The organism is Streptosporangium sp. NPDC023963, assembly GCF_040639135.1.
Taxonomy (GTDB): domain Bacteria; phylum Actinomycetota; class Actinomycetes; order Streptosporangiales; family Streptosporangiaceae; genus Streptosporangium.
In genome coordinates, this window is sequence record NZ_JBEZZK010000006.1 from 439,140 (window position 1) to 461,288 (window position 22,149).

Below are 22,149 nucleotides of genomic sequence, written 5' to 3' on the forward strand. Positions count from 1 at the left end.
CGGTCCGCCAGGGGGGACGCGGGCCGGTCCGCCTGTCAGGGGGAGTGGCGATGGGCGGACCGGCCCGCCAGGGGGCGGACCCCCGGGGGTCGAGCGGGCCGGTCCGTGATCATGGGGTGGTGCGGCGCAGGGCCACCGCGTCCCGGTGGACCGCGGCGGGGGCCTGGCCGTCGACGAGCAGGCGGCGCATCAGGACCGCCACCTCGCCCATGGTCTCCGGGCCGAAGCCGCGGCGGGTCACCTCCTGGGTGCCGATCCGCAGGCCCCGCGCGGGCTCACCGGGAGGTTGCCCGGGAAGGTGGACACCGCTGAGATAGACGCCGCCCTCGGCCAGCAGCCGGGCGGCCTCGTCCCCGCCGCCGAACGCGGCGGCGTCCACCGCCACGTGGTGCGAGACGGTCCAGCCCCGGTGGGCGGCGGCCACGGTGAAACCCTCGCCGTCCAGCGCCGCGGCCAGCGCCGCGGCGTTGAAGACGCAGCGGTCGGCGTACCCGGAACCTCCCGCGGCGTGCTCGGCGGCGGCCAGGGCCAGCGGTGCCAGCCGTGAGGCGTCGTAGTTGGCGGTCAGGCCGGGATGGGCGGCCGCCGCCACCTGGCGGGCGAGATCCTCGTCGCGGGTCACGACGGCCGCCCCCGGCGGGCCGCCGAAGGACGCGTAGGTGGACATGGTCACCAGGTGCGCGCCCTCGTCCAGCGGCCGCTGGAACCGGCCGCCCGCGATCAGCCCGGCCACCTGAGAGGCGTCGTAGACCAGCAGGGCCCCCACCTCGTCGCACGCCGCCCGCACTCCCGCGACGTCGTGCGGGAACAGCATCAGGCTCGCACCGATCACCACCAGCGCGGGCCGATGCTCGCGCAGGAACGCCGGCAGGGCCGCGTGGTCGACGTCGAGCCGCCCGGTGTCGTAGGGCAGGTCGGCCACCCGCAGGCCCCGGATCCCGGCGGCGCCCTGGGCGTGGTGGCCGGCGTGGCCCCCGGCGGTCTCCGGCAGCACCGCGACCGTGTCGCCGGGGCGGGCGAACGCGCTGTAGCAGGCGAGGTTGGCCAGGGTGGCGCTCTGCAGCCGCACCTCGGCGAACTCGCCGCCCATCAGCGCCGCGACCTGGAGCGGGGCGAGCACCTCCAGCACGTCCAGCTCGTCCAGGCCGGTCTGGTACTTGTCCCCGGGCCAGCCCATCGACGGGCGGCAGCCCAGGGAGATCTCGTGCGCGGCCCTCGCGCGCGCGCTCATCGTGTTGGTGCCCGCGTACAGCACCACGCCGTCCTCGTCGAGGCGGCCGCGGTGCTCGGCCAGCACCGCTTCGACCAGCCGGGTGACCGCGTCGAGTCCCAGCCCGTCCACCTCGGCCTCGAGCTCGGCCAGGCGCAGCTGTGCCCGCGGGGGTGCCCACGGGGCGACGCGGCTGCGCTCCTCCACGAGGCTCCTTTCACCGGGCGATCGGACGGCTCTCACGAGACGGACTTCCCGGCTCTCGCGAGGCGGATTCCCCGAAATGAACAAGTGCGACGCTACGGCTCGCGCCAGATCGAGTCATCGTTCCGACGCCGGAGATACTTCCTACATATGTAGGATCGGACCGTGATAGCGGATGATGTCCAGGACCTGCTGGAATCGCTGGCCGTGGCGGTGGGCAGGGGCATGTCCGTGGACGACCTGGAGGGCCGCGTCGTCGCGCACAGCGCCCACCACGGAGAGGTCGATCAGGTCAGGGCCCAGGCCATCCTCTCGCGGTCCGTTCCCGCGGAGGTGAGCGCCTGGCAGGAGGCGCACGGGGTGACCACGACCCGCGATCCGGTGCGTATCCCGAAAAATCCTGACCTGGGGATGGCGGCCCGGCTCTGCGTGCCCCTGCTCCACCAGGACCGCCGCGTCGGCTACCTCTGGATCATCGAGGGGCACGGCCCGCTGAGCCCGCAGGAGCGGGACAGGGCCGTACGCGACGCCGCCGCGATCGCCGCCCTGCTCGACGACGGAGGCAGCTCCCACACCCTGAGCCAGCTGCTCACCGGTGAGATCGGCGTGCGGCGGGCCGCGGGCGTGCTCGGCGAGGGGCCGCTGCGCGTCCTGGCGCTGCGCGGCGACCCGGACGGCCTGCGCGAGGCGGTCGGCGCCGAGCTGGCCAGGGTGCGCCGCCCACCGGCTTTCACGATCCTGGACCGCCACGCCGTGCTGCTGCTGAACCGCGGAGAGGACGCGACGGCGCTGGGGGAGCGGCTGGCCGCCAGGATCAAGGTGGGCGTCGGGGTCAGCGCGCCGCACCCGGGGCTGGAGTCGGCCGTACGGGCGCACGAGGAGGCGCTGACCGCGGCCAGGGCCGCCGCGGCGGAACGCGCGCTGCGGCCGGTCGCCCACTGGCCGGACCTGGGCGTCTACCGGCTGCTCGCCGAGCCGCTCACCGGCCGGCCGGGCGCGGCGGGTACGGCGGGCGGCCCGCTCGACACGCTGCGCGAGCATCCGGCGCTCCTCACCACCCTGGAGACCTATCTGGACAGCGGGGGAGACGCGCAGGAGACCGCCAGGCTGCTGCACCTGCACCGCACCAGCCTCTATTACCGCCTCGCCAGAATCGAGCAGCTGGCCGGCCGTAACCTCAAGAACGGAACCCACAGGTTAGAACTCCATCTCGCGCTGAAGCTCTGTCGCTGGAACGCGGTGTAACGGCCCGGTAATCAGGGCACAGCTCTCCGGTGCCGCAGTTGATCAGCGAGATCATGACCGTCGTCGTCGTGCTCGTGCTCATCCCGCTGTCGTTGATCCTTGTGTCCGTAGTCTTCCTGGTGGCGCTGGCCGCGTTGGCTCTGGGGACCTCGCGGGAGCAGGATGGGAGAACGACATCCCGGAGGTAGACGGTGCGGCAGCTCAGTGCGGTGGACACGCAGTTTTTGAATTTCGAGACCTCGACGAACGTCGCGAACATCGGGGGACTCGCGATCCTGTCCGGCGGGCTGTCGCGCGGTGACCTGGTGTCGCTGCTGGCCCACCGGCTCCACCTGGCCGCGCCCTTCCGGATGAGGCTCGCCTTCGTCCCGCTCGGCCTTGACCACCCGTACTGGACCGAGGACTCCAGGATCGACCTCGACTACCACGTGCGCGAGATCGCGCTGCCCGGGCCGGGCAGTGACAAGCAGCTGGGCGAGCAGGTGGCCAGGCTGCACGCCCGCCGGCTGGACCGGCGCCGCCCGCTCTGGGAGATGTACCTGATCCACGGCCTCCGCGGCGACCGTACGGCCCTCTACATGAAGGTCCACCACTCCGCGGTCGACGGCGTCACCGGTGCCGACGTGCTGGCCAGCCTGCTGGACACCTCGCCCGAGCCCGCCGAGGTCCGGCTGGCACCCGCGGCCGAGCCCGAGGAGGAGATCGACACCGGGGAGATGGTCGTCAGGGGGCTGGCCAAGGCCGTCGTCAACCCGGCCAACACGATACGGTTCCTGATCAACGCCGTCCCGCACCTCGACGAGATCCCGCTGATCTCCCAGGTGCCCGGGGCGGGGCTGGTCTCGCGGCTCACCCGGGACCTGGCCACCTACCTGTCCGGGTCCGGGGCCGCCGAGGTGCCCGCCATGCCCCGCATGACCGTTCCCCGCACCCCCTTCAGCGGCAGGATCAGCGCGCACCGGCGGTTCGCCTACACCACCCTGCCGCTGGAGGACGTCAAGCTGGTCAAGAACGCCTTCGGCGTCACGGTGAACGACGTGGTGATGTCCCTGTGCGCCGGGGCGCTGCGCCAGTGGCTGCTCAAGCACGACGCGCTGCCCGAGCAGCCCCTCGTCGCGGGGGTGCCGTTCTCGCTCCGCGTCCCCGGCGACCAGAGCGCGGGCAACCAGGTCAGCATCATGATCACCACTCTGGCGACGCAGATCGCCGACCCGGTGGAACGGCTGCTGGCGGTACGGGACGCCATGCGCCTGATCAAGGACCGCTCGTCGCTCGCCCCGGCGCGCTGGCTCCAGCAGCTCAGCGACATGATGCCCTCCGCGCTGACCGGCCTGGCCTCCCGCGCGGCCTTCAACCTGTTCGCCGGCAGCGCGGGCCCGATCAACGTGGTGATCTCCAACGTGCCCGGCCCGCAGCTCCCCCTCTACGTGAGCGGCGCCAGGCTTCTCTCGTACCACCCCGTCTCCGTCGTGACCGACGCCAGCGGCGGCATCAACATCACGGTCTTCTCCTACGACGGCTCACTTGACGTCGGCGTGATCGCCTGCAGGGAGATGGTTCCCGACGTGTGGACCGTCACCGACTATCTCAGGGACGCCCTCCTGGAGCTCAAGTTCCTCGTTGAGGAGCAGTGACAGCCCGGGAGCGTCCTCGACGAAGCGCAGGGTCTTCTCCAGGCAGACGATCGAGCCCCGCTCCTGCCGCTTGACGAACCGGATGTCGTCGGCCAGGGCCTGCATGATCAGCAGTCCCCGGCCGTGCTCGGAGGTGGGGGCGGGGGAGGTGGTCTCCGAGAAGTCGAAGCCGTTGCCGGCGTCCACCACCTTGATCACGCAGCGGTCCCTGGTCAGCTCGGTGCTGACCATGTAGTCGTCACTGGGGGTGGCGTGCTGGATGACGTTGGAACACGCCTCCGAGAGCATGAGCTGGATGTCCTCGCGAATCTGCGGCACCACGCCCAGGGCCTGGAGCGAGGAGTCGAGAAGTTGCCTGATCACGGGAACACTCGCGGCGTCACGCGGCAGACGCAACGCGATCGTGGCCTCCACGGTCCCCTCCTTTCGCAGTGATGTGTAGGAGCTTTGCCCTGGGCGACCCGTCCTAATCGAAGATGGGTGATCGTGTCCCTGGAATACGGCAACGCATGGCAAAGCGCCGCGTACGTGACAGGTAATCGGATGTGCGGAGGATTCACTCCGGGCGCGGAACGTCCGCCGGGCGGGGGTCGCAGACCCCCGCCCGGCCCCGGTGATCGAAGGACGCTAGCCCGAGAAGGCGTCCATCGCGGCCTGGCAGAAGGCCTTGAGGTCGTCGGGCTTGCGGCTGGTGATCAGGGTGTTCGGGCCCGAGGAGCAGATCACGACCTCGTGGTCCTCCCAGGTCGCCCCGGCGTTGCGCAGGTCGGTCCGCAGGCTCGGCCAGGACGTGACCTTCCGGCCGCGCACGACGTCCGCCTCGATCAGGGTCCAGGGCGCGTGGCAGATGGCCGCGACCGGCTTGCCCGCGTCGAAGAACCCCTTCGCGAAGCCGACGGCCTCAGGCACGGTCCGCAGGAAGTCGGGGTTGGCGACGCCGCCCGGCAGCACCAGCCCGTCGAAGTCGGCGGCGGAGACCTCCCCGACCGTCGCGTCCACCGGGAAGGTGTCGGCCCTGTCGAGGTGGTCGAACCCCTGGACCCGGCCCTGCTCGGTGGAGATGAGCCTGGGGGTCCCTCCCGCCTGCTTGACGGCCTGCCAGGGCTCGGTGAGTTCGACCTGCTCGATGCCCTCCGGGGCCACGAGGAACGCGATCGTCTTGCCGTTCAGCATGTCGTCTCCTCCGTTGACGTGCGGTGATGTCATCAAAGGGATGCCATGCCCGAAGCATTGGGATCCATGCGAGAACCGTCGGTACCGGGACGGACCTTGCGCCGGCGGAGCCCGGAGGCGATGAGCCGGGTGACGAGCTCGCGAGAGGACACGGCCTCGGCGCCCAGCGCGACGGCCCGCTCGTAGACGGTCTCGGGAACGTCGTAGTGGTCGCGGTCGAAGGCCCGGCGCGGCACGCCGAGCAGCTCCGCGAAGGCGTGCAGCTCCTCGGTCGAGCTGTCGCTGACCAGGTGTGACCAGAGCAGATCGCGCGGACCCGGCCAGTTGGGCGGGTCGATGAGCACGCTCACCGGCGGGCGAGGTCGAGCGCGACCTCCAGGGCGGCGGCCTGGCGCTCCTCGTCGGTGATCGACTCGTCCCTGAGCATGAACAGCGAGGCGTGCAGCGCGAACAGGGCCATCGAGTGCCTGAGCTGGGCGGGCAGGGGATCCTCCGGGTCGACGAGGAAGGCGAGCAGCTCGAACATCCGCTCGCGGGTCTTCTCCATCGTCGGGTGGTTCTTGAGCGAGGTCTGGTTGCGCTCGAAGAAACGCATGACCTCGCGGTGCCTGCCCCGGTACAGGTCGTGGGAGTAGCGGCGGATCAGCTCCTCGCGCATCTCGTCGGTGCGCGGCTGGGACCGGGCCCAGGTGACGAGTTCCTCGATCGACCTCACCCGGTCCTCCGCCAGGCTGGCGATGATGTCGTCCTTGGTTTTGAAGTGGTAGTAAAGCGCCGCCTTGGTCACGCCGAGGGCCTCCGCGATCTCGCGGAGCGAGGTGGCCTCGTAGCCCTGCTCGGTGAAGAGCTTCAGAGCGATCTCCTGGATGCGCGTCCGTGTGTCGGCGTGTTCCCTCATGGTTCCCTTACCGAGAAATTAACTTGACGGCCGGCAAGTAAGCGGCTTACATTCCAGCATAGCCGATGCTAGCCGGTCGGCAAGTAAGCAAGATCTACAAGGATTTCTCAACGGGGGGCAAGAAGTGAAGGAGACCGCGGCCGCGCCGGCGCGGCGTCGCGAGGTCATGGTGGTGCTGCCGGGCCTGATGCTCGCGATGGTCCTGGCCATGCTCGACAACATGATCGTCAGCACCGCGCTGCCCCGCATCGTCGACGACCTCAAGGGGCTGACACACCTGTCCTGGGTGGTGACCGCCTACGTGCTCGGCACCACCGTCTCGACCCCCATCTGGGGCAAGATCGGTGACCTGTACGGCAGGAAGAACATCTTCCTCGGCTCCATCGTCATCTTCATGGCCGGCTCCGCGCTCTGCGGCATGGCCGGCTCCGAGATGCTCGGCGGGCCCTCCAACGGCATGACGCAGCTCATCGCCTTCCGCGCGCTCCAGGGCCTGGGGGCCGGGGGCCTCATGGTCAACGCCATGGCGATCATCGGCGACCTCGTCCCGCCCCGCGAGCGCGGCCAGTACCAGGGCATCATGGCCGCCGTGATGTCACTCGCGATGATCGCGGGCCCGCTCGTGGGCGGGTTCATCACCGACCACCTCGACTGGCGCTGGGCCTTCTACGTGAACCTGCCCGTCGGGTTCGCCGCCCTCGCCCTGCTCGCGGTCAAGCTGCGGCTGCCCAAACTCCGCGCCGAGCACCGCATCGACTGGCTGGGCGCGGCCCTGCTCTCGGTCGGCATCACCGCGCTGGTCCTCATCACCACCTGGGGCGGCAACGAGTACGCGTGGGGGTCGTGGCAGATCCTCGGCCTGGCGGGGCTCGCCGTCGTCACGCTGGCGCTGTTCGTCCTGGTGGAGCGCCGCGTCGCCGAGCCCATCATGCCGCTCAACGTCTTCCGCGACCGCAACTTCAGCCTGATCTCGGGCGTGGGCTTCCTGCTCGGCTTCGCCATGTTCGGCGCGATCAACTTCCTCCCGCTGTTCCAGCAGACCGTCCAGGGGGCGAGTGCCACCAACTCCGGCCTGCTGCTGCTCCCGATGATGGGCGCTGCCATGGTGGTCTCGCTCTTCGTGGGCCGCGCCATCACCAAGACCGGCAAGTACAAGATCTATCCGATCGTCGGCGGCGCGGGCATGGCGCTCGCCATGTGGCTGCTCTCCCTGATGGACGTCCACACCCCCGCCTGGCAGACCGGCGTGTTCATCGCGGTGCTCGGCCTCGGCATGGGCTTCCTGATGCAGACCACCATGCTGATCGCCCAGAACAGCGTCGAGCAGAAGGACCTCGGCGTCGCCAGCAGCGCCTCGACCTTCTTCCGTTCCATCGGCGGATCGTTCGGCGTCTCGCTGTTCGGCGCGGTCTTCAACAACCAGCTCACCTCGAGCCTGGAGAGCAAGCTGGGCGCCGCGGGCGAGCGGCTCGCCTCCGGCGGTGCCCAGTTCAACCCGGCCGCGCTGCACGAGATGCCCGCCAACGTGCGGGTCGGCTTCCTGGAGTCGCTGGCCGAGTCCGTCTCCAGCGTCTTCTGGTGGGCGATCCTGTTCGCCGTCGTGGTGCCGTTGCTGGCGGCCTTCATCAAGGAGATCCCGCTGCGCGGCGGGCCCGAGGCGTCCGAGGAGGCCCAGGCCCCGGTCCCGGCGCTCGACTGACCGGCCGATCGGTCCCAGTCCCAGGTCCAGGGCCAGGCTCAGGTTCCTGGCCCTGGCTCTGGTCCCGGTGCCTGGCCGACAGGCCCCAAGTCCCGGCCCAGCGATCCCCAAGCCGCCCCCGCCACGATGGCGGCATGAAGACAACCATCCCCGCCGCCGGGTACGTCACCCGGCGGCCCCTGGTCCGCGATGCCCGCGACGCCCGCGAGATCCACGAGCTGATCTCGCTCTGTGACACCCAGGTGATCGGCAAGGCCGACATGACCCTGGACGACGTCGCCGACCAGCTGAACGACTCCTCCTTCGACGCGGAGTCCGACGGCTGGCTCGTCCACGACGAGACCGGGCGGCTGGTGGCGTGGGCCTGGGCCTGCCGCAAGGGCGGCAGCGACAACGTCGACGTCGACGTCGTCGTGCACCCCGCCACGCCGGACCTGACCGGCCCGCTCTGGGACACCGTGACCGAGCGGGCCGGGCAGATCACCGCCGAGCTCGGTCACGACCGGGCAGTGGTGGACATCGGCCTCTACCGCGAGGACAGCGGCAAGCGCGCCGTCGCCGCCGCCCGCGGCTTCGCCGCCGCCACCAGCTTCATCCGGCTCCGCGCCGACCACGAGGGGGCGGTGCCCCGGCCCGAGCTCCCGGCCGGGATGACGGTGCACCACGGGCTCACCGAGGAGGTGCGCCGCCAGGGCCACGCCGTGGAGCAGTCCGGCTTCGCCGAGCACTTCGGGTTCGCCCCGAAGGACTACGACGAGTGGTACGGCGAGCTGGACTCCTCGGTCAGCACCGACTGGGCGCAGCTGGCGGTCGCCCGCCTCGACGGCGAGCCCGTGGCGATGCTGCTGGGGACCAACGCCTTCCTCGGCGACGAGAACTGCGGTTACGTGCGCCGGCTGGCCGTACTCCCCGCCTTCAGGGGCCGGGGCCTGGGCCGGTTCATGCTGCGCGGGGCGTTCGCCGACGACGCCCGCCGCGGGCGGGCCGGCACCTATCTCCACGTCGACGCCAACAACAGCACGCCCGCCCTCGGCCTCTACCTCTCGGTGGGCATGCGCCAGGTGCTGGCGATCGACGTCTGGCGGCGCACGATCTGACCGCGCGGAGAGCGGTCATCCGTCCGGGGTCACCCGGTGCTTGGAGAGATGGGCCAGGACCGCCTGGTTGGCCTCCCAGCCGTCGGGGAACTTCACCGGCACGCCGAGCTGGACCGGCTCGGACGACGGGTGGGCGTCCAGGAGTTCGGGAATGCCCGCCCTGGCCACCACAATGCAGGCGTGGCGGTGCCGGGAGGTGAGCACGCACAGTCGCCCCGACTCCAGATGGAACGCGGTGGCGTCGCGGCGCCCGGAGAGCGGGTGGAGAACGATCGTCACGTCGTACTCCCGGCCCTGCAGGCGGTTGGCGGTGTCCACCGTGATCTCCGGCGGCACCCCGGCGGCCCTGATCGCGGCGACCTGGTCGCGGTGCGCGGCGCCGATGGCGATCCGGTCGGCCGTGACGGGATGGCTGCCGCGCTCGGAGTGCGCGACCGGGCCCCGCTGGAGCAGCCGCGTCGCGAGGAACGCGGTCGCCGCCACGGCCTCCGCGTCGGTGCGCACCGTGTGGCGGCTCGGCAGCTCGTACAGCGCCCAGCCCGACACGGCCGCCTCCTCCAGCGACCGGTCGTGGGAGGTGCGCATGCCGTTGACGGTGAACTCCAGCGACCGGTCGTCGGGGCCCGTCCCGGCGCGGAAGCCGGTGAACGGGTAGAACGCCTCGGAGACCACCGGCGCCGCCGACGCCGGCAGCCGCCAGGACACCGGCAGCCGGTGCACCGGCAGGTCGGGGTTGTGCCGCAGCAGCACCGAGACCGCGCTCTGCACCGGATCCCACGACAGGCCCGCCCAGCGGTCGCCGTCCACGATCGAGAACGGGTCGAGCTGGCCGGGGTCGCCCACGAACAATGCCCGCTCGAACAGCGAGGCGATGCGCAGCAGCTTGTCCGAGCGCATCTGGTACGCCTCGTCGACGATGGCCCACGGCCAGGTGCGGTCGCCGATCCAGGCCCACTTGTCGGCGGTGGCGATCACCACGGCCGGGTCTCCCAGGTCGGGCAGCTTGCCCGCGACCGAGACGTTGGGGAGGGCGAGGATGCGGCCCGGCGTGATGTAGCCGCTCGCCGACAGCCGGCCGATCGGCAGGTCGGGGTGCTCGGCCGCGAGCCGCTCCACCAGGTCGTCGACCTGCTCGTTGGTCTGGGCGACGATCATCAGCGGCTCGCCGGTCTCCGCGATGTGCCCGGCGGCCCTCACCACCAGCGTGGACTTGCCCGCGCCCGGCGGCGAGTCCACGACCACGCCGCGGTGGCGGGGCAGGTCGGCCAGCACGGCCTCCACCACGGCCGCCGCCTCCTGCTGCGGGGTCATGCCGCACCCCCCTCACGGCCCGCCGCACCGGAGGCACGCGAGGCCGGGGGCGTCGCGCGGCGGCACGGGATCCGGTGAACGCTCACAGCCATTCCTCCTGCGCGTCGTCGTCACTGGGCTCGTACTCCTGCGGGGGCCCGCCGTGGGTCCACGGCGTCTGCTCCGGGTCGGGCAGCGCCGCCGACGACTGGAAGTCGTCGGTCAGCGAGGTGTACGAGACCCGCTCGCCCGGTTCGGGCACCGAGCCGGGGGCCGGTGTCCTGCCCCGCCCCATCCCCTTGGTGACCTTGAGGGTGATCTCGCCGTCCGCGATCTCGACGATCTCGGCGGCGTGGCCGCGCCGGTCGGGGCTGCCGACCGTGGTGCCGGGAGCGAGCCGCACCGGGTCGTCGGTCCGTACCGTGATCAGGGGGCGGAGCTTGCGTGAGCGGCCCTCGCCCTCGCTGTGCTCGGGGTCGGCGGACGTCACCGTCCCGGCGAAGGCCTCGCCGCTCAGCCGGTACTCGGCCATGAGCAGCGGGTCGTCGTGGGCCCGCTGCACGTCGTAGCTCGCCCGCGCCCGCTCCAGGCCCGCCAGCCGCGCGGCGGCGCCGACCGCCCCGTCCCTGCGCGCCTGAGGCGGCCCGCCCTCGGCGATCCGCTCGACGAACCGGGTGAACGACCCGCGGTCGATCTCCCAGCGGTCCTTCACCCGCGACCCCTCGGGCAGGGAACGCAGCAGGTCCACGCTCCGCCACATCAGCCGCCAGGTGGGGTCGAGCTGGGTGCGCAGCGCCTGGGCGATCCGGTCGACGGCGCGATCGGTCGGCGCCTCCTCGTAGGCGCGTATCGCGGGGCCGAGCACCTCGTTGTCGAAGCCGGGATCGGTGGCGGGACCGGCCGGAGGCCAGAGCAGCGGGTCCTCGGCCTCCTCGGCCGCCCGGCGTCCGGACATTCCCGGCGGCGGATCGATCCACCCCAGCAGCGCCGCCAGGTTGGCGTCCTCCAGCCCGCTCTGCCCGGTCGCCCAGTGCAGGCTCAGCGCCTCGGTGGCCGCGAGCAGCACCGAGGAGCCCGGCTGCCTCGACCGGTCGCCGAAGTAGGTCAGCCACCGGCCGAGCAGCGGCACCGAAGGATGCACCGGGTAGGGGCCGTCGGCCCGGCGGAACCGGGTGGACCGGCCCAGCAGCCCGGCGAACGAGGCCGCCGGCCGGTTCGGCACCAGGATCTGCGGCGCGTCCAGACACCGCTCGTACGGCTCGCCGCCCCTGCGCTCGACCGTCTCGGTGCTCTTCTCGAACCCCTCGATGTACGGCAGCAGCACCTCGGCCAGCCCGGCGGCGAAGGCGAACCGCAGGTCCCGGTTGCGAGGCTGGGGAACGAGGAGCAGCCGGGGGTGACCCGGGTCGGTGCCCACCATGGCGGCCAGCGGCGCGGCGGCCTCGCCCGCGAGCTTGAGCGGGATGAGCACCATCGGCTGGGCGGAGATGTGGCAGTGCCGGACCGTGGTGATCCGCTGCGCGACGCCGTCCCTGACGGCCCGCAGCTGCGCCAGCGCCGTCAGCGTGCTCACCTGCCGGCCTCCGTCCGCCGCGAGGCGCCTGCCGGGCCCGGTGTACCGGTCCTCGTCGCGGCGACGTCCCGCGCGGCCGGTTCGCGGGCCTCCGCCATGGTGACGTCGGTGACGTGTCGTGCGGCCGGTGTGCCGGTGTCCGCCATGGTGACGTCTCGTGCGGCCGGTGTGCCCGTCCTCACCGCAGCGACTCCTCGCGCAGCCGGTTCGCCAGCCGGAGCAGGCGGGCGATCTCCTCCTGCCCCTCGGCCGGTTCGCGGGTGCCCTCGGCCAGGCCGAGCGCCTCGTCCATGCCGGAGACGCCGCCCAGCTGGTCGCGCACCTGGCGCCCGAGCAGGTCGGTGGACCCGCAGGCGCGGGCCTCGTGACGGCAGAACATGCACAGGTCGCAGGTGGACAGGCAGTCGGGCGCGTAGCGGGCGGGCACCTGGAGCAGCGCCTGGGCGAGCTCCTCCGCCGAGCGGGTCGGCACGCCGTCCTCGCCGGGGGCCAGATCGAAGGTGAGGTCGCCGGGCAGGCCCTCCAGCAGGTGCTCGACCCTGGTCATCCGGGTGAGCTGGCGGGTGAGCACCGAGAGGTGCTTGCGCACGTCGACCAGTGCCGCCGTCGGGCGGTTGGCGAAGTTCTCCGGGCAGACGAGGACCACGTCGTGGGAGACGCGCTGCGGGTCGTGGCCGAGGTCGGCCATGAGCGTGCGCAGCGCCAGGACGTAGACCGCGGCCTGCCGCGCCGCCGCCGCGACCTTGTCCGGCTCGGCCTGGCCGTCGATCATGCCGAACGACTTGATCTCGACGATGTGGAAACGCCCTCCGATCTGGAAGGCCACCACGTCCGGTTCCAGGTAGGAGGTGTGCCCGGCGATCTGCAGGCTGAACAGCGGATGGTCGTAGAACACCGCGGTACCGTCGTCCTCGCGCGCCGCGCGGTCGATCAGCGCCCGGGTGTGCGAGTGGCGCAGGTGGGAGCCGACGCTCTCCACGTCCTGGTAGCCGACCTGGGCGACGGCCAGGCCGAGCAGGTCGCGCAGCAGCCGCAGCAGCTCGGCGCAGCCGTTCTCCTTCACCAGCGCCTCGAACACGTTGCCACGGCTGATCGCGAACTGGGACTGGCCGAACGGCGCGGGGAATCCGACGTGCCGGGCCGTGAGGTCCTTGTCGACACCGGCGGCGTCCATCAGCGCCCGGCGCGCGCAGCCGGGGTTGGCGGCGAGCGCCGCGATGGCCCGCGCGTCGTGCGGGCGGGACGGCATCGGCCCGCGCAGCTCGTCAAGCCTGTTCGGGAAGGACCTCTCCCTGAGCTTGTTCATGAGCCGGTCTCCCCGTCCAGCCTGGTCTTCAACAGGCCCCCCTCAAGGTGTTCATCGCGGTGGCGCCGAACAGGCGCTCCACGTCCGGTAGTTGCCTCGTCGCCCGTGCCGCCACCTCGGCCCGCTGCGCGGAGTCGGCGGCCAGGTGCACCTCCAGCTCGGCCCGCGCCGCGCGGATCGCGGTCGCCGGGTCGGCCGGGGCGAATCCCTCGACGGCCCCCGGGATGTTCTGCGCCATCCGCGACAGCAGCCGCACCGCCCCCGGGGGCGGCTCCGCCAGCCGGGTCAGCTGCTCGGCGACGCGTACGGCCGAGGTGAGGAAGTCGACGCGCGGGCTCAGCGGCCCCAGCACCCGCAGCTCGGGCGGCCACGTGCTGTCGGCGAGCAGCCCCCGGGCGGGGGAGAGGCGGTCGGTCAGCGCGGCGCACAGGTAGTACGGCCTGGCGTAGGGGTCGCCGCGGAACGAGCGCTCCTCGTCGCGCCGCAGGCTGGTCAGCTGGGAGCCGCGCAGCTCGCGGGAGAAGAAGGCGTCGTTCACCGCCACGATCAGCCTGGCCGGCGTCGGCACGCCCAGCATGGTCAGCGCCTGGTGCACCTGCTCCCTGATGGGCAGCAGCGAGGTCTCGGGTTCGTGCGCCGCTGCCGGGGCCTCGGAGGCTATCGCCGCGTCCCACGCCTGCTCGGCCCTGCGTAGATCCCCGCGCAGCGACCGGGCGAGCGAGTTCTCCCTCGCCTTGACCGCCCGTCGCACCTCGGCGCGGAGGTCGGCTATTCGCCGTTCCAGCGCGTCCAGTGAATCACTCACGGCCCGGAGCGTAACAGGAGTTCCATCAGCCTCCCCTGAATTCCAGCGAATTCCAGCATTAAAGTGCAGGTCATTGAATGTTGATAACGGACGAAAGGTGCATTTAATGCGAAAATCGCCGCATCGCGCTCCGCCGGACAGGTCCGCTCGCCGTCGAGTCCCGTGCCGGTCGTCGCGCTTCACCCGCCAAAAAGCTTAACTAGGTTAAGATATTGACCGAGTTGTGCTTCTGTTAGGTTGGACCGCGTGACAGGACTCCGGGAACGCAAGAGACAGCAGGTCCACGAGGCGATCTCGGCTGCGGCGATCACGCTCTTCCTGGAGCGCGGCTTCGACGAGGTGTCGGTCGCCGAGGTGGCGACGTCGGCGGGGGTCTCCAAACCGACCCTGTTCAAGTACTTCCCGACCAAGGAGGACCTCGTCCTGCACCGCATCTCCGACCACCAGGGAGAGGCCGCCCGGGTCGTCCGCGAGCGCGGGGCGGGCGAGAGGCCGCTGGCGGCGCTGCACCGGCACTTCCTGGCCGGGCTCGATCGGCGCGATCCCGTGACGGGGCTCAACGACCATCCCGAGGTGCTCGGCTACCACCGGATGGTCTTCTCCACGCCCAGCCTGGCGGCCCGGGTGCTCCACTACATGGCCCTCGACGAGGAGGCTCTCGCCGCCGCGCTCGCCGAGGACACCGACGAGCTCACCGCGCTGCTCGTCGCCGGTCAGGTCCTCGCCACGCAGCGGGTACTGGCCCGGCGCAACTGGCTGACCCTGGTCGGGGGGGCGACGGCCGAGGGGACCCACCCGTCGGCCGTCGCCGCCGCCGACCACGCGTTCGCCCTGCTCCCAGAGCTCCCCGAGCTCCGCTGAACGCGCGGCGTCGGCGCCGCGGCGCCGACGCGGGGCAGCGCGGAGCGGCAGGGGAGCGGGACAGCGCCGGGGCAGGGGGGCCGGGGCCGGAGGGACGGGGCCGGGGGCGGAACTCCGCCGCCCCCGGGGGCTACCGGCTAGCCTTCGACCTCCGTGCGGTCGGCCGACCACAGGGTGTGGAAGGAGCCCTCGCGGTCCACCCGCTCGTAGGTGTGCGCGCCGAAGAAGTCACGCTGGCCCTGGATCAGGGCGGCGGGCAGGCGCTCGGCGCGCAGCCCGTCGTAGTAGGCCAGCGCGGTCGAGAAGCCGGGCGCCGGGATGCCCAGCTCGGCGGCCTTCGACACCACCCGCCGCCACGAGTCCTGCGCCAGGGTGAGCGCGTCGGCGAAGTAGGGGGCGGCGAGCAGCGTGACCGGCTTTTCCTGTGCCGCGTACGCCTCGCGGATGCGGTCGAGGAAGACGGCGCGGATGATGCAGCCGCCCCGCCAGATCGTGGCCAGCGCGCCGAGGTCGAGGTCCCAGCCGTACTCGGCGCTGCCGACCCTGAGCTGGTCGAATCCCTGGGCGTAGGCGACGATCTTCGAGGCGTACAGCGCCCGCCGCACGTCCTCGGCGAACTCGTCGCCGACGGCCCCCGCGGGCACGCCCGACGGGCCCGGCAGACCGCGCGCGGCCTCCCTCAGGTCCGCGTGGCCGGACAGGGAGCGGGCGAACACCGCCTCGGCGATGCCGCTCACCGGAACGCCCAGGTCCAGCGCGATCTGCACCGTCCACCGGCCGGTGCCCTTCTGCTCCGCCCGGTCGGCGATCACGTCGACGAGCGGCTTGCCCGTGGTCGCGTCGACCTGGCGCAGCACCTCGGCGGTGATCTCGATCAGGTACGAGGACAGCTCGCCCTCGTTCCACTCCGCGAAGATGTCCGCGAGCTCCGCCGGGGTCCGGCCGAGTCCCTGCCTGAGCAGGTCGTAGGCCTCGGCGATGAGCTGCATGTCGGCGTACTCGATGCCGTTGTGCACCATCTTCACGAAGTGCCCGGCACCGTCGGGGCCGATGTGCGTGCAGCAGGGCACGCCGTCCACCTTCGCCGCGATGTCCTCCAGCAGCGGGCCCAGCGCCTGGTACGACTCCTTCGAGCCGCCGGGCATGATGCTCGGCCCGAGCAGCGCGCCCTCCTCGCCGCCGGAGACCCCCGCGCCGACGAAGTGGATGCCGCGCTCGCGCAGCGCGGCCTCGCGCCTGCGCGTGTCGGCGAAGTGCGCGTTCCCACCGTCCACGAGCATGTCGCCCGGCTCCAGCAGGGGGGCGAACTCCTCGATCACCGCGTCGGTCGGCGCACCCGCCTTGACCATGATCAAAATGCGCCGGGGCCGCTCCAGCGCGGCGACGAACTCCTCCGGGGTCTCGCAGGGGACAAAGGTCCCCTCGTCCCCGTGTTCCTCGATCAGTGCCTTGGTCCTGTGCTGGGACCTGTTGTGTACCGCTACCGAGTGCCCGTGCCTGGCCAGGTTGCGGGCGAGGTTCGCCCCCATCACGGCCAGTCCTGTCACACCGATCTGAGCCTGAGTCATCTCTGACACTCCTTCGTCGTGTCCAAGAATGCCAGTCTGCACCCACCACCGATCAAAGCCGCCGAGAGGTCCCGGGCGAGAGGGTCCCGGCGCCGTACGGATCCGCGAACCGCCCGTTTCCACGGGGTTTCCACGTCCGGCGGAAGCGGGGAGCAGGCGTCCGGCACCCGGCGCGAAGCCGAGGGCTCCCGCGGGGGCGATGGCGGGGCAGGATTCCGGAAACCTGGCACGGAGCCGTGAAACGCCTGGAGGATCACCTGGGAACCGGCGGCGGAGCAGGGTTCCCGGCGCGGTGCCCTGGAAGAGCGGAGGGGCGGAGAGTCAGTGGCGGAACAGGGTTCCCGGAGCCGCCGAGCCGAGGACTCCGCCCAGGCAGCGATAGGTCCGCGCGCCGCCCTGGAACTGCTTCTTCGAGGGCGGCAGTACCATGCTCCGCCACCTGGCCTGCCCGATTTTGCGGGCGTCGCCGTACCGGGAGGCGAGCATGATCCGCGCCGTGCACACCTTCCTCACCGTCGGATGCCGCTCCAGGGCCGCCAGATCGTGGGTGAGGGAGTCCTGCGGCAGCGGGGCGATCGCGAACGTCTCCCACAGGTGGGACTTCTCGCAGCCGATCCGCTTGGTCGTGGCGTCGCTCGTGGTCGCGACGAGGCTGCCCCAGCACTCGGGCTCCGCCACGCACGCGGCTCCCGCGCCCGCCACCGCCGCGGCGGGGCAGGCGGCCGTGACCGTGGCGACCTCGGAAACCTTGCGAGCCGCGGACGTGGACGCCTCCGGGGCCGCGCTCCCGTCCTCGCCACCACCCTGGAGGGCCCGCGAGCCGGACGGCTGCCCGGTGGACGGGGTCCGGTCGCGGTTCTCGATGTACATGAGCCCGGCCCCGGCCATCAGCAGGATCGCGAAGGCCACGGCCACCGCGACGAAGATCCGCACGTTCGACGAGGAGGGATGCGCCGGGGCCGTCGCGGGCGACTGGGTACCGGAGAGCCCCTTCAGGCCCGGCGACGTCAGGTGCGACCGCACCACCTCCCCGCCCGGCCCGCCCCGCGCCCCCGGCGTGCCGTACGGCGGCGCGTACGGGGCTTCCGCGTACGGCGGCGTGGAAGCCGGGCCCGCGCCCAGAACCGGGGGCTGGGAGGGGGAAGGCACGGCGAGGCGCGGAGTGGAGGGCCGTCGGGCCGGCCCGCCCCCCTCCAGGCGCAGGTCCGTGAGGGCGTCGCGCAGCGCGGACACCGAGGGGGTGCGCCGCGCCGGGTCGGTGGCCATGGCCTCCCTGAGCACGGCGGTCAGCTCCGGCGGCACCCCCGGGATCTCGGGGACGGGCAGGCGGTGCAGGGCCATGATGACCGCGATGTTGACCACGCCGCTCTCGGGGAAGCGCGGCGGGCGCCCGGAGAGCAGCGCGTACAGCGTGGCGGCGAGGGAGTAGACGTCGCCCGCGGCGGCGGGTTCGGTCAGCTCGAACGCCTCGGGCGGGGCGTAGGCCGGGGTGAGGGACTCCCGGGTCACCGACGCCTCGCCGCCCGAGGACGGCATGGTGGCCAGGCCGAAGTCGGAGAGCACCGCGTTGCCGTACCGGTTGATCAGGATGTTGGCGGGCTTGATGTCGCGGTGCAGCACCCCGGCGGCGTGCGCGGCCGACAGCGCGTCGGCGATCTTGATGCCGATGTCGGCGACCTCGGCCGGCGGCAGCCGCTTCTCGGCCCGCATCCGGTCCAGCAGCGACCCGCCGGGACACAACTCCAGGACCATGTACGGCCGGCCGTCGGGCAGGACGCCCGCGTCGTAGACATGGGCGACGTGCGGGTGACCGGAGAGGGCGCCGGCCGAGGTCACCTCACGCATGAAACGGCGCCGGTCCCGCTCGGAGACCAGCACCCGGTTGTCTACCTTGAGCGCGACCTCGCGTTCCACCGCCAGCTGCCTGGCCCGGTAGACGATCCCGAAGCCGCCCTGGCCGAGCACCCCGGACACCTCGTAGCCCGGTACCGCAAAGGCGCCCGATTCGGCCACCTGCCACCTCCTGAAGATGAGCGGCAGATTACCGGAGTTTGATCGGCAAACTGGGGGCATATCCCCTTATGCCTGGCCAGGAAGGCGACGTCCGTGACAGGTGGAATGCTCGTCGCCGAGCTCCGCCAGGAGCGCGTCCCAGCGGGCGCCGATGATGTCGAGACCGTAGCCGGAGGCCGTGAGCACGGCGTTCCCGCCGAGCTCGCGGCGCAGCTCCGGGTCCTCGATCAACCGGCGGAGCGCCTCCGCGAGCGCCGCCGGCCTTTTTCCCGGGACCAGCAGCCCGTTGTGCTCGTGGACGATCACCTCCCCGGGGCCGTGCGGGCAGTCGAAGCTCACCACCGGCACGCCCTTGCTCATGGCCTCCAGGATCGTCATGCTGAACCCCTCGTAGCGCGAGCTGACGACGTGGATGGACGACCTGGCCAGCTCCATGCCGATCTCCGGCGAGCTGCCCATGAGCAGCATCGTGTCCGACAGCCCGGCCTCCTCGATCCTGTCGCGGAGCCTTCGCTCGGCTCCGGGCCTGCCGCGCCCGTAGAGGCGCAGCACCCAGTCGGGATGCGCCTCCGACACCGGCTTCCACGCCTTGACCAGCAGGTCGAAGCCCTTGGCGTGCACCATCCTGCCGATGGCGATCACCACCTTCTCGTCCAGCTTCGAGATGTCACCGGCCAGCGAGGTCACGGCGTTCGGGATGCGCAGCAGTCGTCCCGGGGGCGCCTTCAGCGCCCTGCGGTAGTGCTCCAGGTCCGTCTGGGTGAGGGTGACGAAGGCGTCGAACCTGCCGTAGCGCCGCTTGATGAGCCGGACGACCTCCGGTGCGTGCAAATCGAGGGCCACGTGCTCCTGGCCGACGGTGATGACGCCCGGCGGCGCGAACAGCGCGGTGATCAGGTTGAACCCCGGCCGGGTGGAGATCAGCACGCCGGAGCGCATGGACCGCACGAAGCGGACCATGAGCAGGTCCGTCCGGAGCGAGACCGCCCGATGGATGCTCTCCTGTCGCGGGATCAGGACGCTCGGCAGCCGCGACAGCAGCCGTGCCACCGGCCCCCGCCGCCCGGTCCTGTCGTCGAGGAACGACACCCGCACGCCCGGCGGGATGGGGAAGAACGGCTCCTTCGCCGTCCGGACCACGCTGACGATCTCCACATCGCGCTCGCGCGCCAGGTGCCCCGCCAGGTTGAGCACGGTCCTGATCGTGCCGCCCATCCCGTACGCGTGCTGCAGCAGGATGCGGACCGTTCCGGTGTCGGGGGCCGGAGCGCGCCGCGCCCGCCTCGCGTTGCGGGCCCGCAGCAACCGGAGCGCCGCGCGCCTGGCGTGTCCGCGCATCTTCGCCGACGTCCCCGAGATCCTCGGCATCCTACAGAGCCCCCGCCCCTCGCCTCCCTCCCTCACTTTCCCGGAGCGGCTTTCCCCGAAGCGCGCGCGTCACGACATCCTGCTCACTGTCCGGTGAGCTGTTTGTCCTCCCCGTGCTCTTGATTTATCGTCGCCTGTCGCCTGTCGCCTGTCGCCTGTCGCCTGTCGCCTGTCGTTCGCTGTTCGCCGCTTGCCGTTCGTCATTCGCCGAAGCGAGACAGCCGGCCGCGTACGCGAGCGTGGCGCAGCGCCCACGCGAACAGGCCGAGCGTGGCGACGAGGTAGACGGCGTCCAGCAGCGCCGCCCAGGCGAGGCTCTCCCAGGGCACGGCGCCGCCGTTCAGCACGGTTCGCATGCCCGTGAAGACGTGGGTCGCGGGTATGAACCCCGCGATGGTCTGGAGAGGGCCGGGAAGCGTCTCGACGGGGTAGAAGATGCCGGCCAGCGGCTGCACCACGAAGACCAGGGACCAGGCGATCACCTGGGCGTTCTCGCCGAACCGCAGCACCGCGCAGATTCCCACCAGGCCGAGGGACCAGCCCATCACCAGCAGCAGCGCCATGAACGGCACCATCCCCGCGCCCATGCTCGTCACGCCGAACCCGTAGAGGCCGAGCGCCAGCCCCGACATGATCGCGACGGCGAAGACGACCTTGCCGAACGAGAACACGATCAACCCGATCACGTACTCGACATTGGAAAGCGGGCTGACCTGGACGTTCAGTAAGTTCCTGCTCCAGATGTCCTCGAGGAACGCTATCGATATCTCGTTGCTGGCCTTCTGGAGCACCTGCCACAGCAGGACCGCGCCGAGCAGGAAGACGGCGACGAACGGCACGCGCTGCGACTGCAGGAACAACGTCACGAAGCCCCAGACGAACAACTCGATCGTGGGCCAGAAGACGATCTCGAACATCCGGACCGGGCTGCGGCGCAGCGCCGCCAGGTCACGGAAGACCACACCGCTGATCCGCCGCCTGCGTGCGGCCAGGCTGAGCGGAGGAAGGGCTATCGTCATGATCGCGCCACCTTGAGAAAGACCTCTTCCAGATCCTGCGCGCCGTAGACGCCGGTGAGTTCGGTGGTGCTTCCGCTGGCCACGATCCGACCCTCGGACATGAAATGGATGCGGTGACACATCCGCTCCACCTCCTGCATGTTGTGGGACGTGATGAGCATCGCGCGCCCGCTCTCGGTGGCCACCCGGACGAGCAGGTTGCGGATCCGGTCGCCGGCGTCGGGGTCGAGGTTGGCGGTGGGCTCGTCGAGGATGAGCAGGCTCGGCTCGTTGATCAGGGCCTTGGCCAGCTGCACGCGCGTGCGCTGACCGGAGGAGAGTTCCATCACGCGGCGCCTGCGCAGGGGGCCCAGGTCCAGCAGCTCGATGACCTTCTCCACCCGGACCTTCGGCTTCCGCACTCCGTACAGCCGGGCGAAGGCGTCGAGCACCTCGCGCACGTGCAGGACACCGGGGAGGTCGACGTAGCTCGCGGCGAAGTTGATCTGGCTCAGCACCTCGGTCCGGTTGCCGGCGAGGTCCAGGCCGAACATGCGGATGCTTCCGCTGTCGGGCGTGATCAGCCCGAGGAGCATGTGCAGGGTCGTCGACTTGCCCGCGCCGTTGGGGCCGAGCAGGCCGACGATCTGGCCCGCTTCGACGGTGAGGCTCACCTCCCGGACGGCGGACACCGAGCCGAACCTCTTCGCCAGCGCCACGGCCTCAAGAATCACCACCACGCCAGCGTGCGGTCCGCCGCCCTCTCCGGGCAATCGGTTTTCCCCCGGGTGGCGCGGTTGATTTGACGACGCGGGTCGGGGTTCATAAAGTTCACCAGCACCCGAGGGAGACGGCGGTGACGCCGGGGCCTCGGAACTCTCTCTGACGATCTTTATCCTGACGGGATCTTTGTCCCCAAAGGGGCCCGATTCGACATGAATCGGACGATCGAGTAAGTTAGACGGGTTGCCCCGAAAGGGGAGGCTGTAAATTCTGAAACAGGTAAGCCGGATCGGGTCGGTTTGACACGAAAAAGCGGGCCTGAAAGAATAAAGGCACAACGAAAGAACAGAATAAAACAAAACGAACGCCCCGGAGTTGTGGCCCGACCACTTGGTCGGGTCAGGGCGATGGTGTACGCGTCCGTTTCTTGAGAACTCAACAGTGTGTTAAAAGCCAGTGCATGAAGCACAATCCCGTCCAACCC

General features: G+C 71.3%; 21 protein-coding genes. 6 read left to right on the forward strand and 15 right to left on the reverse strand.

The window, feature by feature from the left end; all coding sequences use genetic code 11:
- Positions 1 to 109: 109 nt before the first annotated feature.
- Complete coding sequence (locus AB0F88_RS21730; protein WP_362686640.1) at positions 110 to 1,417, reverse strand: glycine hydroxymethyltransferase; 1,308 nt, start codon at positions 1,415 to 1,417, stop codon at positions 110 to 112.
- A 162-nt stretch (positions 1,418 to 1,579) separates the two neighbouring features.
- Between AB0F88_RS21730 and AB0F88_RS21735 the strand changes: the two genes are divergently transcribed.
- Genes AB0F88_RS21735 through AB0F88_RS21745 form a run of 3 tightly spaced genes read left to right on the forward strand, consistent with a single transcriptional unit; the run spans position 1,580 to position 4,293 of the window.
- Positions 1,580 to 2,659, forward strand: a complete 1,080-nt coding sequence (locus tag AB0F88_RS21735; RefSeq protein ID WP_362686643.1) for a helix-turn-helix domain-containing protein — start codon at positions 1,580 to 1,582, stop codon at positions 2,657 to 2,659.
- A 29-nt stretch (positions 2,660 to 2,688) separates the two neighbouring features.
- Entirely contained in the window at positions 2,689 to 2,847 is a 159-nt protein-coding gene (locus AB0F88_RS21740) for a hypothetical protein (RefSeq protein WP_362686646.1), read from the forward strand.
- Positions 2,848 to 2,850: 3 nt separating this feature from the next.
- Entirely contained in the window at positions 2,851 to 4,293 is a 1,443-nt protein-coding gene (locus AB0F88_RS21745) for a wax ester/triacylglycerol synthase family O-acyltransferase (RefSeq protein WP_362686649.1), read from the forward strand.
- Here the strand turns inward: AB0F88_RS21745 and AB0F88_RS21750 are convergent.
- From AB0F88_RS21750 to AB0F88_RS21765, 4 genes are all read right to left on the reverse strand, one after another.
- Positions 4,180 to 4,707: an ATP-binding protein gene (locus AB0F88_RS21750; RefSeq protein ID WP_362686652.1), complete on the reverse strand. Its 528-nt coding sequence runs from the start codon at positions 4,705 to 4,707 to the stop codon at positions 4,180 to 4,182. The two genes, AB0F88_RS21745 and AB0F88_RS21750, sit on opposite strands and share 114 nt — an antisense overlap.
- A 213-nt stretch (positions 4,708 to 4,920) precedes the next feature.
- On the reverse strand, positions 4,921 to 5,466 hold the full coding sequence (locus AB0F88_RS21755) for a type 1 glutamine amidotransferase domain-containing protein (protein ID WP_362686655.1): 546 nt from the start codon (positions 5,464 to 5,466) through the stop codon (positions 4,921 to 4,923).
- A gap of 32 nt (positions 5,467 to 5,498) precedes the next feature.
- On the reverse strand, positions 5,499 to 5,816 hold the full coding sequence (locus tag AB0F88_RS21760) for a DUF4031 domain-containing protein (protein WP_362686658.1): 318 nt from the start codon (positions 5,814 to 5,816) through the stop codon (positions 5,499 to 5,501).
- Entirely contained in the window at positions 5,813 to 6,364 is a 552-nt protein-coding gene (locus tag AB0F88_RS21765; RefSeq protein ID WP_362686661.1) for a helix-turn-helix domain-containing protein, read from the reverse strand. Before AB0F88_RS21765 ends, AB0F88_RS21760 begins: the two co-directional genes overlap by 4 nt.
- Positions 6,365 to 6,488: 124 nt before the next feature.
- Here AB0F88_RS21765 and AB0F88_RS21770 point away from each other — a divergent pair, with 124 nt between their 5' ends.
- Both AB0F88_RS21770 and AB0F88_RS21775 read left to right on the forward strand, forming a co-directional pair.
- A complete protein-coding gene (locus AB0F88_RS21770) occupies positions 6,489 to 8,063 on the forward strand; it encodes an MDR family MFS transporter (RefSeq protein ID WP_362686664.1) in 1,575 nt (524 codons plus the stop codon).
- 134 nt (positions 8,064 to 8,197) lie between these two features.
- A complete protein-coding gene (locus AB0F88_RS21775; protein WP_362686667.1) occupies positions 8,198 to 9,160 on the forward strand; it encodes a GNAT family N-acetyltransferase in 963 nt (320 codons plus the stop codon).
- Positions 9,161 to 9,175: 15 nt separating this feature from the next.
- On the opposite strand, the gene AB0F88_RS21780 is transcribed toward AB0F88_RS21775, so the two are convergent.
- The 5 genes from AB0F88_RS21780 to AB0F88_RS21800 form a co-directional block, all read right to left on the reverse strand.
- Positions 9,176 to 10,471, reverse strand: a complete 1,296-nt coding sequence (locus AB0F88_RS21780; protein WP_362686670.1) for an AAA family ATPase — start codon at positions 10,469 to 10,471, stop codon at positions 9,176 to 9,178.
- An 82-nt stretch (positions 10,472 to 10,553) separates the two neighbouring features.
- On the reverse strand, positions 10,554 to 12,023 hold the full coding sequence (locus tag AB0F88_RS21785) for a hypothetical protein (RefSeq protein WP_362686673.1): 1,470 nt from the start codon (positions 12,021 to 12,023) through the stop codon (positions 10,554 to 10,556).
- Positions 12,020 to 12,205: a hypothetical protein gene (locus AB0F88_RS21790; RefSeq protein WP_362686676.1), complete on the reverse strand. Its 186-nt coding sequence runs from the start codon at positions 12,203 to 12,205 to the stop codon at positions 12,020 to 12,022. The genes AB0F88_RS21785 and AB0F88_RS21790 overlap by 4 nt, the downstream gene beginning before the upstream one ends.
- Entirely contained in the window at positions 12,202 to 13,329 is a 1,128-nt protein-coding gene (locus AB0F88_RS21795) for a hypothetical protein (RefSeq protein ID WP_362686679.1), read from the reverse strand. The genes AB0F88_RS21790 and AB0F88_RS21795 overlap by 4 nt, the downstream gene beginning before the upstream one ends.
- Positions 13,330 to 13,357: 28 nt before the next feature.
- Positions 13,358 to 14,134, reverse strand: a complete 777-nt coding sequence (locus AB0F88_RS21800; RefSeq protein ID WP_362686682.1) for a hypothetical protein — start codon at positions 14,132 to 14,134, stop codon at positions 13,358 to 13,360.
- Between the two features lie 246 nt (positions 14,135 to 14,380).
- On the opposite strand from AB0F88_RS21800, the gene AB0F88_RS21805 reads away from it, so the two are divergent.
- Positions 14,381 to 14,995 carry a TetR family transcriptional regulator gene (locus AB0F88_RS21805; RefSeq protein WP_362686685.1) on the forward strand — a complete coding sequence of 205 codons (615 nt, stop codon included), beginning with the start codon at positions 14,381 to 14,383 and terminating at the stop codon, positions 14,993 to 14,995.
- Between the two features lie 137 nt (positions 14,996 to 15,132).
- On the opposite strand, the gene gndA is transcribed toward AB0F88_RS21805, so the two are convergent.
- From gndA to AB0F88_RS21830, 5 genes are all read right to left on the reverse strand, one after another.
- Positions 15,133 to 16,563 (reverse strand): NADP-dependent phosphogluconate dehydrogenase, encoded by a 1,431-nt coding sequence (gndA, locus tag AB0F88_RS21810; protein WP_362686688.1) that lies wholly within the window; start codon positions 16,561 to 16,563, stop codon positions 15,133 to 15,135.
- A 321-nt stretch (positions 16,564 to 16,884) separates the two neighbouring features.
- Positions 16,885 to 18,576 carry a protein kinase gene (locus AB0F88_RS21815; RefSeq protein WP_362686691.1) on the reverse strand — a complete coding sequence of 564 codons (1,692 nt, stop codon included), beginning with the start codon at positions 18,574 to 18,576 and terminating at the stop codon, positions 16,885 to 16,887.
- A gap of 66 nt (positions 18,577 to 18,642) precedes the next feature.
- A complete protein-coding gene (locus tag AB0F88_RS21820; protein WP_362686694.1) occupies positions 18,643 to 19,944 on the reverse strand; it encodes a glycosyltransferase family 4 protein in 1,302 nt (433 codons plus the stop codon).
- A 200-nt stretch (positions 19,945 to 20,144) separates the two neighbouring features.
- Entirely contained in the window at positions 20,145 to 20,963 is an 819-nt protein-coding gene (locus AB0F88_RS21825; protein ID WP_362686697.1) for an ABC transporter permease, read from the reverse strand.
- Positions 20,960 to 21,679 (reverse strand): ABC transporter ATP-binding protein, encoded by a 720-nt coding sequence (locus tag AB0F88_RS21830; protein ID WP_362686700.1) that lies wholly within the window; start codon positions 21,677 to 21,679, stop codon positions 20,960 to 20,962. The genes AB0F88_RS21825 and AB0F88_RS21830 overlap by 4 nt, the downstream gene beginning before the upstream one ends.
- Between the last annotated feature and the right edge of the window lie 470 nt (positions 21,680 to 22,149).

Excerpts from the sequence above, each read along its gene's own strand:
- AB0F88_RS21780 (WP_362686670.1), bottom strand. The coding sequence starts at position 10,471 with ATGACCCCGCAGCAGGAGGCGGCGGCCGTGGTGGAGGCCGTGCTGGCC.
- AB0F88_RS21795 (WP_362686679.1), bottom strand. The coding sequence starts at position 13,329 with ATGAACAAGCTCAGGGAGAGGTCCTTCCCGAACAGGCTTGACGAGCTG.
- gndA (WP_362686688.1), bottom strand. The coding sequence starts at position 16,563 with ATGACTCAGGCTCAGATCGGTGTGACAGGACTGGCCGTGATGGGGGCG.
- AB0F88_RS21820 (WP_362686694.1), bottom strand. The coding sequence starts at position 19,944 with ATGCCGAGGATCTCGGGGACGTCGGCGAAGATGCGCGGACACGCCAGG.
- AB0F88_RS21765 (WP_362686661.1), bottom strand. The coding sequence starts at position 6,364 with ATGAGGGAACACGCCGACACACGGACGCGCATCCAGGAGATCGCTCTG.
- AB0F88_RS21755 (WP_362686655.1), bottom strand. The coding sequence starts at position 5,466 with ATGCTGAACGGCAAGACGATCGCGTTCCTCGTGGCCCCGGAGGGCATC.
- AB0F88_RS21825 (WP_362686697.1), bottom strand. The coding sequence starts at position 20,963 with ATGACGATAGCCCTTCCTCCGCTCAGCCTGGCCGCACGCAGGCGGCGG.
- AB0F88_RS21775 (WP_362686667.1), top strand. The coding sequence starts at position 8,198 with ATGAAGACAACCATCCCCGCCGCCGGGTACGTCACCCGGCGGCCCCTG.